Source organism: Methylobacterium sp. J-059, assembly GCF_022829485.1.
Lineage (GTDB): Bacteria > Pseudomonadota > Alphaproteobacteria > Rhizobiales > Beijerinckiaceae > Methylobacterium.
On record NZ_JAKSYA010000037.1, the window covers coordinates 108057 to 124029 of the forward strand.

General features: G+C 71.5%; 15 protein-coding genes and 1 pseudogene. 9 read left to right on the top strand and 7 right to left on the bottom strand.

Features of this window, described 5'->3' with window-relative positions:
• Positions 1-8 precede the first annotated feature (8 nt).
• Positions 9-182: a YqaE/Pmp3 family membrane protein gene (locus MKK55_RS03940; RefSeq protein WP_147728777.1), complete on the bottom strand. Its 174-nt coding sequence runs from the start codon at positions 180-182 to the stop codon at positions 9-11.
• 191 nt (positions 183-373) lie between these two features.
• Between MKK55_RS03940 and MKK55_RS03945 the strand changes: the two genes are divergently transcribed.
• Both MKK55_RS03945 and MKK55_RS03950 read left to right on the top strand, forming a co-directional pair.
• A complete protein-coding gene (locus MKK55_RS03945; protein ID WP_243933387.1) occupies positions 374-1648 on the top strand; it encodes a multidrug effflux MFS transporter in 1275 nt (424 codons plus the stop codon).
• A 78-nt stretch (positions 1649-1726) separates the two neighbouring features.
• Positions 1727-2227 (top strand): DoxX family protein, encoded by a 501-nt coding sequence (locus tag MKK55_RS03950; protein ID WP_243933388.1) that lies wholly within the window; start codon positions 1727-1729, stop codon positions 2225-2227.
• Between the two features lie 33 nt (positions 2228-2260).
• Here the strand turns inward: MKK55_RS03950 and MKK55_RS03955 are convergent, their stop codons facing one another.
• Complete coding sequence (locus tag MKK55_RS03955; protein ID WP_243933389.1) at positions 2261-2677, bottom strand: MAPEG family protein; 417 nt, start codon at positions 2675-2677, stop codon at positions 2261-2263.
• 41 nt (positions 2678-2718) lie between these two features.
• A complete protein-coding gene (locus MKK55_RS03960) occupies positions 2719-4140 on the bottom strand; it encodes an MFS transporter (protein ID WP_243933391.1) in 1422 nt (473 codons plus the stop codon).
• A gap of 265 nt (positions 4141-4405) precedes the next feature.
• Here MKK55_RS03960 and MKK55_RS03965 point away from each other — a divergent pair, with 265 nt between their 5' ends.
• The 3 genes from MKK55_RS03965 (at position 4406) to panE (ending at position 7967) form a co-directional block, all read left to right on the top strand.
• On the top strand, positions 4406-5287 hold the full coding sequence (locus MKK55_RS03965; RefSeq protein ID WP_243933393.1) for a DUF3313 domain-containing protein: 882 nt from the start codon (positions 4406-4408) through the stop codon (positions 5285-5287).
• A gap of 183 nt (positions 5288-5470) precedes the next feature.
• On the top strand, positions 5471-6964 hold the full coding sequence (guaB, locus tag MKK55_RS03970; RefSeq protein ID WP_147728108.1) for an IMP dehydrogenase: 1494 nt from the start codon (positions 5471-5473) through the stop codon (positions 6962-6964).
• Positions 6965-7019: 55 nt separating this feature from the next.
• Entirely contained in the window at positions 7020-7967 is a 948-nt protein-coding gene (panE, locus tag MKK55_RS03975) for a 2-dehydropantoate 2-reductase (protein ID WP_243933394.1), read from the top strand.
• Positions 7968-8003: 36 nt separating this feature from the next.
• Here panE and MKK55_RS03980 read toward each other — a convergent pair whose 3' ends face one another.
• Positions 8004-8174: a hypothetical protein gene (locus MKK55_RS03980; RefSeq protein ID WP_243933395.1), complete on the bottom strand. Its 171-nt coding sequence runs from the start codon at positions 8172-8174 to the stop codon at positions 8004-8006.
• Positions 8175-8376: 202 nt separating this feature from the next.
• Between MKK55_RS03980 and MKK55_RS03985 the strand changes: the two genes are divergently transcribed.
• The 3 genes from MKK55_RS03985 (at position 8377) to guaA (ending at position 12435) form a co-directional block, all read left to right on the top strand.
• The gene (locus MKK55_RS03985; RefSeq protein ID WP_243933415.1) at positions 8377-9678 is read left to right on the top strand and encodes an RsmB/NOP family class I SAM-dependent RNA methyltransferase; all 1302 of its coding nucleotides are present in this window, start codon (positions 8377-8379) and stop codon (positions 9676-9678) included.
• A 64-nt stretch (positions 9679-9742) separates the two neighbouring features.
• Positions 9743-10741: an alpha/beta hydrolase gene (locus MKK55_RS03990; RefSeq protein ID WP_243933396.1), complete on the top strand. Its 999-nt coding sequence runs from the start codon at positions 9743-9745 to the stop codon at positions 10739-10741.
• 137 nt (positions 10742-10878) lie between these two features.
• Entirely contained in the window at positions 10879-12435 is a 1557-nt protein-coding gene (guaA, locus tag MKK55_RS03995) for a glutamine-hydrolyzing GMP synthase (RefSeq protein ID WP_147728849.1), read from the top strand.
• Positions 12436-12457: 22 nt separating this feature from the next.
• Here guaA and MKK55_RS04000 read toward each other — a convergent pair whose 3' ends face one another.
• Positions 12458-12889 (bottom strand): PIN domain-containing protein, encoded by a 432-nt coding sequence (locus MKK55_RS04000; RefSeq protein WP_243933397.1) that lies wholly within the window; start codon positions 12887-12889, stop codon positions 12458-12460.
• A complete protein-coding gene (locus MKK55_RS04005; RefSeq protein WP_243933418.1) occupies positions 12886-13185 on the bottom strand; it encodes a hypothetical protein in 300 nt (99 codons plus the stop codon). Before MKK55_RS04005 ends, MKK55_RS04000 begins: the two co-directional genes overlap by 4 nt.
• Before the next feature lie 303 nt (positions 13186-13488).
• Here MKK55_RS04005 and MKK55_RS04010 point away from each other — a divergent pair, with 303 nt between their 5' ends.
• A complete protein-coding gene (locus tag MKK55_RS04010) occupies positions 13489-15789 on the top strand; it encodes a spermidine synthase (protein ID WP_243933398.1) in 2301 nt (766 codons plus the stop codon).
• Between the two features lie 40 nt (positions 15790-15829).
• Here MKK55_RS04010 and MKK55_RS04015 read toward each other — a convergent pair.
• Positions 15830-15973 (bottom strand): annotated as a pseudogene (locus tag MKK55_RS04015) (amidase); the annotation flags it as partial.

Sequence of the window (15973 nt, forward strand, 5' to 3'; positions counted from 1 at the left end):
GATGCCGCTCAGAGCAGAGGGCGGTCGCGGTTCATCAGCCAGAGCGCGTGGATCATGCCGGGCAGGCCAAACATCAGCGTCAGGACGATGTTGAGGAGGAACTGCAGGCCGATACCGTTGGTCACGAGCACGGCGATCGGCGGCAGGAAGATCGCGAGAAGGATGCGGACGAGCGTCGACACGGGAACTCCGGGTATGCAGCGAGTGTTGGCGATGCAACGAAGCTAGGCCGTTTCCGTTCCAGCAGCCGGCGGGGGATCTCCTCGGCGTCCCGTGCATGCGCCGGCCACATCCCCGCCGCGAACCGCCCCGATGAGGCGGCCCGTGCGGCCCTTCCCGTCGGAGGTGTTCCCGCGCCGCCAAGGGCGTTCCCGTGACAGCACCGATCCGGCCCCATCCGCCCGAAGGCCAGGCGATCCCGCGCGCGCGTCCCTGGACCGGGCCGGGCTTCGTCGAGTTCGTGGCGATCGTCGCGCTGATGATGGCGGTCACCGCGATCTCGATCGACAACCTGCTGCCGGCCTTCCCGGCGATCCAGGCCCGTTTCGGCGTCGTCGACCCGAACCACCTGCAATGGCTGATCTACGTCTACATGATCGGCTTCGGCTCGGCCCAGATCGTCTACGGCCCGGTCTCCGACGCCCTCGGGCGACGTCCCGTGCTAATTGGCAGCCTGCTGGTCTACGTCGCCGGAACCCTGCTCGCGATGGTCGCGCCGTCGTTCGGATGGCTGCTCGCCGCCCGCGTGATCCAGGGGCTCGGCGCGGCCGGCGGCCGGGTGCTCTCGACCGCGATCGTGCGCGACCGCTTCGCCGGGCGCGAGATGGCGAGCGTGATGTCCTTCACCATGATGGTGTTCCTGATCGTGCCGATGATCGCGCCGGCGATCGGCGGGGCGATGCTCGCGCTCGGCTCCTGGACCTACGTCTTCGTCTCGATGCTCGCGCTCGCGGGGCTGCTCGCGCTCTGGTTCCTAGCGCGCATGCCCGAGACGCTGCATCCGGAATACCGCCGGCCGCTCTCCTTCGCCGCGACGGGGCAGGCCCTGCGGACCACGCTCGGCTGTCGCGTCGCGATCGGCTACGCCACCGCCCTCGGCCTGCTCACCGGCTGCATCATGGGCTATGTCGGCTCGGCCCAGCAGGTGTTCGACACCGGGCTCTACCACCTCGGCGCGCTGTTCCCCCTGGCCTTCGGGCTGGTCGCGGGCGCCATGGGCGCGGCGACCCTGGTCAACGCCCGGGTCGTCGGACGCCTCGGTATGCGGGCGCTGTCGCATGCGGGGCTGACGGCCTTCGTCGCGGTGGCGCTCGGGCAGGTCGCGATCGGGCTCGCCTATGGCGGGCACCCGCCGCTGGCGCTGTTCCTCGCGGTGCTCGCCGGCAACCAGTTCCTGATCAGCTTCGCGATGCCGAACTTCAACGCGCTCGCCCTGCAGCCGCTCGGCGCGATCGCCGGCACGGCCTCCTCGTTCCTCGGGTTCTACACGACGATCCTCGGCGCGCTCTGCGGTTTCGCGATCGGCCAGTGCTTCGACGGCACGACCCTTCCGATCGCCTTCGGCTATGCCGGGCTCGGCGCGGCCGCGCTCCTCGTGGTGGCGTGGACCGAGCGCGGACGCCTGTTCCGCGGCGGCGTTTCCGGTTGAGCGCGGGGGCGACTTAACCCGGTCTTCAGCGGTGCGGACGACGATGCCGTCCTCGCCTCAGACCACCGGAGACCACGCGTGATCGCCCGAGCCCAGGACGGACTGCTTCTCGCCGCGCGCCTTCTGCTGGCGGCCGCGCTGCTGCCGACCGGCATCGCCCGCGCCCTCAACGTCTCCGGTTTCGCGCTGACGCTGGCCGGCGCCGGCGTACCGGCCCCGAACGCGGTGGCGACGCTCGCCGTCGTCGTGCAGGTGTTCGGGCCGCTCGCGCTGATCGTCGGCGTGCTGCCGCGGATCACCGGCGTCGCGCTCGCCGGGTTCGCTGGCCTCACGGCGATGCTACTCCACGCCTTCTGGCAGTTCTCCGGCCCGGCGGCCGCGGCCGAGCGCACGCTGCTGCTCGCCGACCTCGGGCTCGCCGGCGGCTTCCTGATCTACGCGCTCGCCGGACCCGGCGCCTGGAGCTGGCAGGGCTGGCGCGCCGACGCGACCGGCCGCCCGGCGGCGAAGCCCGCCGCCAAGGGCGCCCCGAAGGCGAGCGCCAATGCAAACCGGCCGCGCCGGGCCAAGGCCGCCTAAGGCGGCCGCGCCGGAGCATGCGCTCCGAGCGGCCTACCGCGACCCCAGGGCGATCAGGCCGAGGTGCCCGGCGATCCCGAGGAACGCCACGAAATTGATCCCGAAGACGCGTCCGCGCAGCTTCACGTCGTCGGTCAGGGTCTGCACCGCCGTGTGCACGACCCGGCCGGCGACGAACAGCCAGGCGCAGGCGACGTCGAACCGCCCGACCTCGCCGAAAGCCGCCAGAAGCGCGACGCAGCCGACCATCAGCACCGGCAGCTCGAACTGGTTGGCGAGGTTGCGGGTGATCCGCGCGATCGGCCGCGGCTCGTCGCGACCGAGGACGAAGGCGTCGTACGCGACCTCGCCGCGGCTCACGGCGCGCAGGCGCGCCACGGACAGCCAGACGTAGAGCGCCACGATCAGCCCGATCTGAGCGATTAGCGGTTGCAGGATCGAGACGTTCACGCGCAGCCTCCGCGAGCGGACCGTGGGAGGGGAGCCTGCACCTATGGCCCGCCCGGTGCGGCGGCGGGCGCGGCACGCGCGATCATCCGGCCCGAGACCTCGGCGCCGGCATCCGGCGCGAGCTGGCGGAAGGCGAAGACCGAGACCGCCGAGATCAGCGCGACGGCGAAGAAGGCCGGGCCGAAATCCACCGCCATGATCGCGCTGCGGCCATGCCATTCGGCGGCGCCTTCGAGCGCCAGGGCGCCGAGCGTCACGCCGAGGCTCAAGGAGATCTGCTGCGCGACGCTGGCGAGGCTCGTGCCCGCGCTCATCTCGGACTTCTCGAGGTCGGCGTAGGCGATGGCGTTCACGCAGGTGAACTGGATCGAGCGCAGGCAGCCGCCGAGAAACAGGATCCCGAGCATCAGCCAATGCGGGGTGTCGGCGGTGTAGAGGCCGTTCACCGCGAGGAAGAGCGCGGCGAGGACGGCGTTCGCCACCATCACCGGACGGAAGCCGTAGCGGCGCAGGATCCGCGGGCCGATCGTCTTCACGAACATCGCGCCGGCCGCCGCGGCGAAGGTGATCAGCCCCGATTGCAGCGGATCGAGCCCGAAGCCGACCTGGAGCATCAGCGGCAGCAGGAACGGGATCGCGCCGGTGCCGATGCGGAACAGGCTGCCGCCGACCACCGCGATGCGGAAGGTCGGATGACGCATGAGGTCGAGGCGCAGGATCGGATGCGCCATCCGCCGCGAGTGCCGGAAGTAGAGCGCGAGCAGCACCGCGCCGCCGCCGAGGCTCGCCCAGGACATCCAGGCCGGCAGCAGGTGGCGGCCGGTCGAGGCCAGCCCCAACATCAGCGCGGCGAGCCCCGGCCCGAGCATGGCGAAGCCGACGAGATCGAGCGGCGGGCGCTCGGGCTCGCGCACGTCCTCGAAGAATAGGGTTGCGAGCACGATCCCGACGATGCCGATCGGAATGTTGATGAAGAAGATCCAGCGCCAGTCGAGATAGGTGGTGATCAGGCCGCCGAGCGGCGGCCCCATGATCGGGCCGATCAGCGCCGGGATCGTCAGGTAGGCCAGCGCCGAGACGAGCTCGGCCTTCGGCACGCTGCGCAGGATCACCAGGCGGCCGACGGGCACCATCATCGCGCCCCCCAAGCCTTGCAGGAACCGGGCGGCGACGAAGCCTGCGAGCCCGCTCGAGACGGCGCAGGCGACGGAGCCCGCCATGAACACCGCGATCGCCGCGCGGAACACCGTGCGCGATCCGTAGCGGTCGGCCATCCAGCCGCTGATGGGGATGAAGATCGCCAGGCTGACGAGATAGGCGGTCAGCGCGAGCTTCAGGGCGATCGGATCCTCGCCGAGGCTCTGAGCGATGGTCGGCAGCGCCGTGGCGATCACCGTCGAGTCGGTGTTCTCCATGAACAGGGCGGTGGCGACGACGAGGGGGACGATCTGGGATGCGCGCATCGGGCCGGGCAAGCGTTCGGGGCACCTGGCATCGTGGCGACGGCCGGGCGTGCGGCGCAGCGCTTGACACGGGATGTGCGCCCGGTCGATCCGTGGCGGATCGGCCACGCTTTGTTTCCGAACATGGCTGAACCGCGCCGCAACCCTTCCGAGCGGGCCGGATCAGCCTTAAGCTTTACGGTAACGATGCCGTGTCCCCGCGCGGCGCCCCGCTCCACGGCGGCGGCGCCCGGGACGACGCGGCGACACCCGCGAAAGTGACAGGATGCTTCGTCCGTCGACACCGCCCCGATCGCTGCCGCGGCTCGTCGCCGCGTCCGCGGTGATGTTCGTCCTCGGCGCCTGCGGCACCGTGCTCCTCAACGATGTCGGCTCGCTCAGCCGCTACGACCGGCTCCGGGCCAGCACCGAGGCCTCGACCACGGCGCGCCTCTACGCCGACGCCGACGCGCTCGCCCGGACCAGGACCGTCCGGATCATCCCGACGCAGTTCCCGGCCAACGTCTCCGGTGCGGTCGGCATTAGCGAGGCGGAGCGCCGGCTGGTCGCCAACAACGCCGACCGCGCGCTCTGCTACGAGCTGTCGCTGCGCTACGACGTGGTGTCGAGCCGCAACGCCGACCTGACCGTGCGCGCCCAGGTGACCCGCGTCGACCCAACCGACCTGATCGGCGCCGGCGCCACCATCGGCACCTCCGCCGCCGTCACCGTCGCCGGCCAGGTCGGCATCGGCTTCGCCGAGGGCCTCGGGCGCATCCCGATCCCACGGGTGCCGATCGGGCTCGGAAGCCTCACCGTCGAGGCCGAGGCGCTCGACCGCCGCCACGAGCAGCGGGCGGCGATGGTCTGGGGCGGGGCGGCCAACTCGTTCACGAGCCAGCCGCGCTACTCGCACATCAGCGACGCCTACGATCTCGCCGGCGATTTCGGCCAGGATTTCGGGTTCTACCTCGCCACCGGCGAGGACCCGTTCAAGGCGCCACTGACCCTGCCGAACTGGAACCGCATCCGGGTGACCACGCTCGGCGAGGCGCCCCTCGACCCCGATTGCGAGGCGTTCGGCCGGGCGCCCGGCCTCGATGGGATCCTCACCGACTACATCGGCCTGCCGCCGGACTATTCCGACAAGGGGCCGCGCGTCCGCTGAGGCGGGGAGGGCGGTCGCGGACGCCATGCGGCGGACGCAACCGGCCCACGCGGGGTTTATCCCGTGCCGCGCCGGGTTGCCGCCTTTGCGGGCATCCCACCGCATGATACTGGCCCGTGCCAACCCGCTCCATGCCGAACCCGACCTCGCGTCGGCCCGGCAGCCCTTCAGGACCGTTGGCTCATGGCCCGTATCAGCTCCGCTTCGATCATCGAGGGCCTGACCTTCGACGACGTCCTCCTGCGTCCGGCCGCCTCGTCGGTGATGCCGACCGAGGTCAACGTCGCGACGCAGCTGACGCGCACCATCAGCCTGAACCTGCCGATCGTCGCCTCGGCGATGGACACCGTCACCGAGGCGCCGATGGCGATCGCCATGGCCCAGAACGGCGGCCTCGGCGTCATCCACCGCAACCTCGAGCCGGCGGAGCAGGCCGAGCAGGTCCGCCTCGTCAAGAAGTACGAGTCGGGCATGGTGCTCAACCCGATCACCATCCATCCCGACGAGACACTGGCCGACGCCTTCGAGGTGATGAAGGCCAACCGCATCTCCGGCATCCCGGTGGTCGAGCGCGGCCCGAACGGCTCGCGCGGCAAGCTCGTCGGCATCCTCACCAACCGCGACGTGCGCTTCGCAACGCATCCGGCCCAGCCCGTCTCCGAGCTGATGACCCGCGACCGGCTGATCACGGTGCGCGAGGGCGTGACGCAGGACGAGGCCAAGCACCTTCTGCACCAGTTCCGGATCGAGAAGCTGCTCGTGGTCGACGACCACTTCCGCTGCATCGGCCTGATCACGGTCAAGGACATCGAGAAGCAGGTCACCTACCCGAAGGCGGTCAAGGACGAGCAGGGCCGGCTGCGGGTCGCGGCGGCCACCACCACCGGCGACCAGGGCTTCGAGCGGGCCGAGCGCCTGATCGATGCCGGCTGCGACGTGATCGTGGTCGACACCGCGCACGGTCACTCGATCAAGGTGCTCGACAGCGTGCGCCGGGTGAAGCAGCTCTCCAACGCCGTGCAGGTCATCGCCGGCAACGTCGCGACCCGCGAGGGCACGCAGGCGCTGATCGACGCGGGCGCGGACGCGGTGAAGGTCGGCATCGGGCCGGGCTCGATCTGCACCACCCGCATCGTCGCTGGTGTTGGCGTTCCGCAGCTCACCGCGATTATGGAGGCGGTCGAGGCCGCCCACGACGCCGGCATCCCGGTGATCGCCGACGGCGGCATCAAGTATTCCGGCGACCTCGCCAAGGCGATCGCCGCCGGCGCCTCGGTGGCGATGCTCGGCTCGCTGCTCGCCGGCACGGACGAGGCCCCCGGCGAGGTGTTCCTGTACCAGGGCCGCTCCTACAAGAGCTACCGCGGCATGGGCTCGGTCGGCGCGATGGCCCGCGGCTCGGCCGACCGCTACTTCCAGGCCGAGGTCAACGACACCCACAAGCTCGTGCCCGAGGGCATCGAGGGGCAGGTGCCGTACAAGGGCCCCGTGGCGGCCGTCCTGCACCAGCTCGCCGGCGGCCTGCGCGCCGCCATGGGCTATGTCGGCGCCCCGAGCGTGCCGGAGTTCCAGGAGCGCGCGCAGTTCATCCGCATCACCAATGCCGGCCTGCGCGAGAGCCACGTCCACGACGTGACGATCACCCGCGAGAGCCCGAACTATCCCTCGCGCACCTGAGGCGGGGCGGCGTCACGGGCGGGTCCGGCGGGAAACGGTGTTTCGGAGAGCGACGATGCGGGTGCTGGTGGTCGGGGCCGGGGCGACCGGCGGCTATTACGGGGCGCGGCTCGCGGAGGCCGGGCGCGACGTGACCTTCCTCGTCCGCCCGGCGCGCGCGGACAAGCTCGCGGCGAACGGGCTCGTCGTGGAAAGCAAGCTCGGCGACCTGCATCTCGCCGCGCCCAAGACCGTCACGGCGGCCGCGCTGCCCGCGGCCGGCGGCTTCGACCTCGTCCTGCTTTCGTGCAAGGCCTACGACCTCGCCGGCGCCCTCGACGACCTCGCGCCGGCGGTGGGGGACGGCACCGCCATCCTGCCGATCCTCAACGGGATGGAGCATCTCGACGCGCTGGACGCGCGCTTCGGCGCGGCCCGCGTGCTCGGCGGCTCCTGCGCCATCGCGGCGACGCTGGGGCCAGAGGGCGCAATCCGCCACATGAGCGACTTCTGCACGCTGACCTTCGGCGAGCGCGACGGCTCCCGATCCGAGCGCTGCGATGCGATCGAGACGCTGATGCGGGACGTGAAGTTCCAGCCGCGCCTGTCCGAGAGGATCGTGCTGGAGATGTGGGAGAAGTGGGTGTTCCTCGCCACTCTGGCCGGCGCGACCACCCTGATGCGCGGCACCGTCGGCGACATCGTCGGGGCCGAGGGCGGCTGCGACCTCATCGCCGGCCTGCACGACGAATGCCTCGCCATCGCCGCGGCGAACGGATTCGCGCCGCGCGAGAAGGTGGCGGCCCAGGCCCGGATCACGCTGACCACAGAAGGCTCGCCGCTCACCGCCTCGATGCTGCGCGACATCGAGGGCAGGGGCCGAATCGAGGCCGACCACGTCGTCGGCGGCCTGATCGCCCGCGGGCGCTCGGCCACGCCGGACACCGCGCTGCCGCATCTCGAGCGGGTCTTCACCGGCCTCAAGACCTATGAGCGCCGCCGCGCCCGCGAACAGGCGGCCTGAGATCTCGGCCCGCGCGGGCCGAGATCCGGATATCCTTCAGTAGCGCGGGCCGGGAGGCGGGGGCGGGTTGCCGTATTCGAGCTGCGTCTTGGCATCGAGCGGGCGCCGCGGCGGCGGCGTCAGGTCGGGAGCGGCCGGTGCGGTGGAGCAGGCGGCGACCGCCAGCATCAGGATGCCGGCGAGGCTGAGGTGGATCACGGGCGACATGGGTTCTTCCGGCCTTCGCGACGGCGGGTTCCGTCGGAGCCTGCAGGTCTGACGCTCGATCGTGCCGGAAGCTCGGCCGTATCGTGTCCGCGGAGCGGGTTAAGCGTGGCCGTATCGTGGCCGCGCGGATTTCCTTCGACAGGCGGGGCGCTGCGGGTCTATCGCGCTCGCGACACGCCTTCATCCGCCAAAGGAGACCGTCCTGACTCCAGCCGCCCGCTGCGCCGCCGCCATCGAGGTGCTCGCCGACATCGCCGGTCGTCGCCGACCGGCCGCCGACGCCCTCAAGGATTGGGGCCTGGGCCACCGCTTCGCCGGATCGGGCGACCGCGGCGGCATCGCCAGCCTCGTCTACGACGCCCTGCGGCGACGGTCCTCGGCCGCCTGGATCATGGGCGACGACGGCCCGCGCGCGGTGCTGCTCGGGTCGCTGCGGCTGCAGCAGGGTCTCGCCGCCCCCTCGATCGCGGCGCTGTTCAGCGGCGAGGGTTTCGCGCCGGAGAAGCTCAACGACGACGAGGCACGGCGCTTGGCCGAGGGAAACCTCGCCGACGCGCCGCCACACGTCGCGGGCGACGTCCCCGAATGGGTGTTGCCGCAGCTGGAGGCGATCCTCGGCGCCGATCTCCTGCCGGAGCTGAAGGCGCTCGCCCGGCGTGCGCCCCTCGACATCCGCGTCAACGCCCTCAAGGGCGACCGGGCGGCGGCAATGCCGGGCCTCGCCCACCATGCGGCCGCGCCGACGCCGCACGCGCCGATGGGCCTGCGCGTCCCGATCGGCGCGGACGGGCGCGGGCCGGCACTGCATGTCGAGCCGGAATTCCTCGACGGCTGGTACGAGATCCAGGACGAGGGCTCGCAGCTCGCCGCCATGCTGACGGGCGCCGGCGAGGCTGAGACGATCGTCGACCTTTGCGCCGGCGGCGGCGGCAAGACCTTGGCGCTGGCGGCACTGACCGGGAACGGCGGTCGCCTGATCGCCACCGACGACGACCCGCGCCGCCTCGCGCCGATCCACGAGCGCCTGAGGCGCTCCGGTGCGAACGCGGAGGTGCGCACGCCCCGCGGCGGCCGGGTGCGCACGGACGTGCTCGCCGACCTCGACGGACAGGCCGACCGCGTGCTGGTGGACGCGCCCTGCACCGGCACCGGCACCTGGCGCCGCAACCCCGACGCGAAGTGGCGCCTGCGCCCGAACAGCCTCGCCGCGCGGGTCGCCGAGCAGGCGACGGTGCTCGACCGCGCCGGCCGGCTGGTGCGCCCCGGCGGCCGCATCACCTACGTCACCTGCTCGCTCCTGCCGGCGGAGAACGACGACGCGGTGGCCGGCTTCCTCGCGCGCGGCGCCGGGGCCTTCGCGGTCGTGCCGGCACGCGACGTCGCCAAGGCCCATGCCCCGGGCTTGGCGGAGACGCTGCGCTTCACCACGCATGGGCTGCAGATGAGCCCGGCGCGAACCGGCACGGACGGGTTCTACGTCGCGACCCTGGGGCGAGCCGGCTGAGGATCGCAACCGCTCCGTCCAGCCGGCGTTGTCCGAGCGATTCCGAAGACACCGCAGGAGACCGATGGGCCTGGACCGGAGAACGCTCCTGGCTGCGACCGCGGCCGCGATGGCGGGGCAGGGCGCCGCGCATGCCCAAGCCCCGCCCAACCCGCCGGGCGAGCTGGTCCCGGCCCTGCCGCGGACGGCACCCGGCGCGCAGCTCCAGGTCATCGATCTCTGGCCGGGCGATTCGCCGGGCGGCGGCGAGGGTCCGGATCCCAACGGCTACCGCTTCGACGAGACGGCGCGCGGCGTCATCACCAAGGTCGAGCGCCCCTGCCTGCTGGTGATCCGGCCGGACAAGCCGAACGGATCGGCGATGATCGTCGCGGCCGGCGGCGGCTACCGCTTCATCGACATCGGCAACGAGGGCGTGCCCGTCGGCCAGATGCTGACGGCGGCCGGCATCACCGTGTTCCTGCTGATCTACCGGCTGCCCGGCGAGGGCTGGGACAACGGCCCCGATGCGCCGCGGCAGGACGCGCAGCGCTCGGTGCGGCTGGTGCGGGCGCAATCGACCGAGCTCGGCATCGATCCCGCCCGCGTCGGGGTGCTGGGCTTCTCGGCCGGCGGGCACCTGATGGGCGAGACCGCGGTCGGCAACCAGAACCTCTACCCGCCGGTCGACGCGCACGACGCCCTGCCGTACCGCCCGGCGCTCGCCGGGCTGCTCTATCCCGTCATCACCATGAAGGCGCCTTTCGACGGCACCTCCACCCGCCGCGTGCTCGTCGGCGACGAGGTCACCGAGGTCGAGATGCGGACCTACTCGGTCGACGTGCAGGTTCGCGCCGACACGCCGCCGATGTTCATGGCGCAGGCGATGGACGATCCGATCGCGGTCTGCGACCACGTGCTCCTGATGTTCACCGCCCTGCGCAAGGCGAAGATACCGGCCGAGATGCACCTGTTCGAGCGCGGCGGCCACGGTTTCGGGCTCGGGCCGCCCGGCACGCCGGTGGCGGCGTGGCCGAACCTGTTCCTCGCCTGGCTTCGCGTGCGCGGGTTCCTGGCGACGTGATGGACACCGCGACAACCGCGCCTCCGCCCGTGCGCCGAGGGGGAATCCCGTGCCCATGCGCGTCGTGAACAGGCTCGCGCGGCCCGCATGCGACGGCTGCGTTGCACGGCGCAATCGCCTCGTCTAACGCGAGAAGCATGAACACCGACCACGACAAGATCCTGATCGTCGATTTCGGCTCGCAGGTGACCCAGCTCATCGCCCGGCGCGTCCGGGAGGAGGGGGTCTATTGCGAGATCGTGCCGTTCACCAAGGCAGCGGAGGCCTTCGCCGAGACGCGGCCGAAGGGCGTGATCCTGTCGGGCGGCCCCGAATCGGTGACGAGCGACGCCTCGCCGCGAACCCCGCAGGTGGTGTTCGATTCGGGCGTCCCGGTCTTCGGCATCTGCTACGGCCAGCAGACGATGGCGGCCCAGCTCGGCGGCGAGGTCGAGGGCGGCCACCATGCCGAGTTCGGCCGCGCCGAGATCGAGATCATCTCGGAATGCCCCCTGTTCAAGGGGGTCTGGCACGTCGGCGAGCATTACCCCGTCTGGATGAGCCACGGCGACCGGGTCACCAAGCTGCCCGACGGCTTCACCACCGTGGCGATCTCGAAGAACGCCCCCTTCGCGGCGGTGGCCGACGAGGCCCGCAACTACTACGCGGTGCAGTTCCACCCGGAGGTGGCGCACACGCCGCACGGCGCCCTGCTGATCCGCAACTTCGTGCGCGACATCGCCGGCTGCTCGGGCGACTGGACCATGGGCGCCTACCGCGCCGAGGCGATCGCCAAGATCCGCGAGCAGGTCGGATCCGAGAAGGTGATCTGCGGCCTCTCGGGCGGCGTCGATTCGTCGGTGGCGGCCGTGCTGCTGCACGAGGCGATCGGCGATCAGCTCACCTGCGTCTTCGTCGACCACGGGCTGCTGCGCATGGGCGAGGCCGAGGAGGTCGTGCGGCTGTTCCGCGACCATTACAACATCCCGCTCGTCCACGTGCAGGCGCAGGACCTGTTCCTCGACGCCCTCACCGGCGTCAGCGACCCCGAGGAGAAGCGCAAGACCATCGGCCGCCTGTTCATCGACGTGTTCGACGCGGAATCGAAGAAGATCGGCGGCGCGGCGTTCCTGGCCCAGGGCACGCTCTACCCGGACGTGATCGAGAGCGTGTCGTTCTCCGGCGGCCCCTCGGTGACGATCAAGAGCCACCACAACGTCGGCGGCCTGCCGGCGCGCATGAACATGAAGCTCGTCGAGCCGCTGCGCGAGCTGTTCAAGGACGAGGTCCGCGTGCTCGGGCGCGAGCTCGGCCTGCCCGACGCCTTCGTCGGCCGCCATCCGTTCCCGGGGCCCGGGCTCGCGATCCGCTGCCCCGGCACGATCACGCCGGAGAAGCTGGAGGCCCTGCGCAAGGCCGATGCGATCTACCTCGACGAGATCCGCCGGGCCGGCCTCTACGACACGATCTGGCAGGCCTTCGCGGTGATCCTGCCGGTCAAGACCGTCGGCGTGATGGGCGACGGGCGCACCTACGACCACGTCTGCGCGCTGCGCGCCGTCACCTCGGTCGACGGCATGACGGCCGACTTCTACCCGTTCGACATGGCCTTCCTCGGCCGGGTCGCGACCCGGATCATCAACGAGGTCAAGGGCATCAACCGCGTCACCTACGACATCACCTCGAAGCCGCCCGGCACGATCGAGTGGGAATGACCCGGGCGCTTCGCCCGGCGCGCTAGACCGCCTGGCGTACGGGATTGACGATCTGAAGGCCGGCGAAGTCGTTCTCGTTGTCCGTGACGACGATGCAGGCGTTCGCCTGGGCGAGGGCTGCGACGATCATGTCGAGCGCGCTGCGTGGTCGGCCGGCCGCCTTCCCGTCGGCCATCAGCCGAGCCCAGACGAGAGCGGCCTTCTCGTCGAACGCCAGGATGCGGCCAGCGAACAGGGCTTGCGGCCCCTCGGGACCGGAAAACCATGCATCGAGCGCGTCGCGCTTCCGACCGGGCGGCTTCTCGAGGATCCCGCGCCGGATCTCTGCGACGGTGAGCGCAGTGATGAAGAGATCCGCATCGCGCTGCATCGCCATCCACGCCAGGAGCGGCTGCGAGGGCTGCGGCTTGATGACGTTGCTGATGATGTTCGTGTCGAGAAGATAGCGCGTCACAGCTCCACCACACGCCCCTCATCGTAGGGTCGGGCGAGATCGAGATCGGCGCCGACCAGCGGCGAACGACGCAGCGCAGCCAGGATCCCCCCGGCCTTCGGCGTGTCGCCGGCCATCGTCCGGGCGACGGCGGTGCGAAGCTCCGTGGCCTGCGGCGAATCCTCGGCGAGCCGCCGTGCCAGCGACCGGATGAGGTCGCGGTCGGCCTCTCGTCCGAGCACCTCGAAACGCGTCAGGCCGCGCTCGCCGAGACGGGATCGATAAGTCCGTACCGCGCGCTTCTGCGATGAATCCATGGCCTTCTCCGGTTTATGCCCAGTGATATGTCCGGGCATGAACGTCGCGCAAGTCACCGCCGCGCTGCGCAGACCCATCCGCGTAGGATGGATTCGTTCCGATGCCTGCCGGCTTCCCCCGATGCATGTGGCACCGACACCTCGTTCACTAGAACCGCTCGATGAGGGATCCCGATCGGTCCCCTAATGCGCGCAACATGGCGGGGTGCTCGATGACGCCGCGCAGCGGCTCGGCTTGAGGGACGGTTAATGCCGCTCGGCTAACCTTCGCGCCTCGCCGCCTCGGGTGGGGGATTGCGAACCATGACCGCCAGCAAAGCCGAACCGATCGGCGTCGACCCGGCCGGCCGGACGGCAGCGATCGGCCGCGACCTCGTCCAGACCCTCGTGTTCGCAGGTACGCTGCTCCTGGCGGCGTTCCTGCTCTTCGTCCTGCAGCCGATCTTCACCAAGCGCGTCCTTCCCGTCCTCGGCGGCACGCCCGCGGTGTGGTCGGTCGCGACGGTGGTGTTCCAGGGGTTGCTGCTCGCGGGCTACGCCTACGCGCATGCGACGACGCGCTGGCTTTCGCTGCGTGCCTCGGTCGCGGTGCACGGTCTCGTGCTGCTCGCCGGGGCGGCGTTCCTACCGATCACGGTCTCGCTGGACGCCGCGGCGCAAGGCGGCGACGAGGCCGTCTGGCTCGTCGGCCTGTTCCTGGCCTCGATCGGCGCGCCGTTCTTCGCCCTGTCGGCGAGCGCTCCGCTGCTGCAGGCGTGGTTCGCCCGGTCCGGCAACGATCGGGCACAGGATCCGTACTTCCTCTACCGCGCCTCCAATCTCGGCTCGTTCTCCGCCCTGATCGCCTATCCGCTGGCGATCGAGCCGATCCTCGGGCTCGCCGAGCAGACCAGGCTGTGGTCCGCCGGCTATGCCGCGGCCGCGGCCGCGGTCTCGGCCTGCGCGCTCACGGTCGTCGGCCGAGGCGGCGCGCACGGGATCGTCGCGCCGGCGCGGACGACCGGCACGGCGCACGCGGCTCCGAGCCTGGCGCGGCGCGGCGCCTGGATCGGCCTGTCGGCCGTCCCCTCCGGCCTGCTCGTCGCCGTGACGGCGCACATCACCACGGATGTGGCCGCCATCCCGCTGATGTGGGTGCTGCCGCTGGCGCTCTACCTCCTGACCTTCGTCATCGCCTTCCGCCCGCTCGCATCCTGGCCGGACCGTCCCCTGGCCGCCGCGCAGGCTTGGGGGACCGCGATCGTCCTCGGCGCGGCCGTGGTCGGCCGGCTGCCCTTCGCCGTCGACCTGCCGCTCAGCCTCGGCCTCTGCTTCGTCGCCGGCCTCGTCGCCCACCGCGCCGTCTTCTGCCTGCGCCCCGAGCCGGGCCGGCTGACCGAGTTTTATCTCTGCACCTCGCTCGGCGGGATGCTCGGTGGCCTGTTCGCGGCCCTGATCGCGCCGCGGCTGTTTGCGACGATCGCCGAATATCCGATCCTGCTGGTGGCGGCGCTCGCCTGCCGTCCCGGCGTCTTCGTCCGCGCCCGCCCCGTCGGCATCGTGGCGATGCGTCGCCTTGTCGGGACGCTTGCCGGGCTGGTCGGGCTCGCCATCCTCGTCCGCTACGCTCCCGACGCGGCGCCGCGCGCCGCAGCGGGCGTGATGATGACGGTCCTGCTGCTGAACTGGCGCGCGCCGCAGGCGGCCTTCGGCTTTGCCGCCCTGTTCTGCGGGCTGGTGCTGGCGATGCCGCATCTGACGATCCAGGACATCGAGAGCCGCCGCAGCTTCTTCGGGGTCCACCGCATCGAGACCGATCCGCAGGGACGCTTCCGCCTGCTCTCGCACGGCACGACTCTGCACGGCGCCATGCGCATCCGCGAGGACGACGGCAGCCCGGTTGTCGGGCCGCCGGAGCCGACGACCTACTACGCCACCGGCAACGCCATCGCCGACGTCCTCGAGGTCGCCCGCCGCGCCTACGGGCCGGTGCCGCGGGTCTCGGTGGTCGGGCTCGGGGCCGGCAGCCTCGCCTGCCAGGCGCGGGCCGGGGAAGCCTGGACGTTCTACGAGATCGATCCGGTGGTCGTCGCGATCGCGCGCGATCCGAGCCTGTTCCGCTTCCTCTCCGCCTGCGCGCCGTCGGCCCGCATCGTCCAGGGCGACGCACGCCTGACCCTGGCCCGCGCGACCGAGCCGGCCCGCGTGCTGATCGTCGACGCGTTCTCCTCGGACGCGATCCCAATGCACCTGCTCACCGGCGAGGCCGTGGCGCTCTACCGCGACCGCCTCGACGCGCAGGGGGTGCTGGCGCTCCACATCTCCAACCAGCATTTCGACCTGCGGCCGGCGCTCGCCCGTGCCGCGGCGGAACAGGGCCTCGCGCTTCTCCAGCGCATCGACCCGATCGTCGAGCCGATCGAACGGCGTTTCCGCGCTCCGGCGATGGTGGTGATCGCGACGCGCGATGCGGCGATCCGGCGGGAGGCCGCGCGGCTCGGCTGGACGCCCGTCGTCCCCGACATGACGCGGCGGCCCTGGACGGACGACTACGCCAACGTGCTGGAGGCCTTCCTCGACATGATGCGCCCGCGCGGCGACGCCACGCCCGCGCCCGGGCGCTGACCGGGTTTATCGATCGGCGCCGGCGCGCACCGGGCGAAGCTCACAGGGCGGTCTTGGGCATGAGCATGTGGACGCCCTTGTTGCCGTCGACCGTCTGGGTGATGCGCAGGTTCCCGGCGAGCGAACACAGCATGTAGGCCTGGTTGCGGGTCAGCCCGGTGCGGGCGCAAACGTGGCGCACCAT

Coding starts and splice junctions, on each gene's coding strand:
- MKK55_RS03960 (WP_243933391.1), bottom strand. CDS start 4,140: ATGCGCGCATCCCAGATCGTCCCCCTCGTCGTCGCCACCGCCCTGTTC.
- MKK55_RS03965 (WP_243933393.1), top strand. CDS start 4,406: ATGCTTCGTCCGTCGACACCGCCCCGATCGCTGCCGCGGCTCGTCGCC.
- guaB (WP_147728108.1), top strand. CDS start 5,471: ATGGCCCGTATCAGCTCCGCTTCGATCATCGAGGGCCTGACCTTCGAC.
- panE (WP_243933394.1), top strand. CDS start 7,020: ATGCGGGTGCTGGTGGTCGGGGCCGGGGCGACCGGCGGCTATTACGGG.
- MKK55_RS03980 (WP_243933395.1), bottom strand. CDS start 8,174: ATGTCGCCCGTGATCCACCTCAGCCTCGCCGGCATCCTGATGCTGGCG.
- MKK55_RS03990 (WP_243933396.1), top strand. CDS start 9,743: ATGGGCCTGGACCGGAGAACGCTCCTGGCTGCGACCGCGGCCGCGATG.
- guaA (WP_147728849.1), top strand. CDS start 10,879: ATGAACACCGACCACGACAAGATCCTGATCGTCGATTTCGGCTCGCAG.
- MKK55_RS04005 (WP_243933418.1), bottom strand. CDS start 13,185: ATGGATTCATCGCAGAAGCGCGCGGTACGGACTTATCGATCCCGTCTC.
- MKK55_RS04010 (WP_243933398.1), top strand. CDS start 13,489: ATGACCGCCAGCAAAGCCGAACCGATCGGCGTCGACCCGGCCGGCCGG.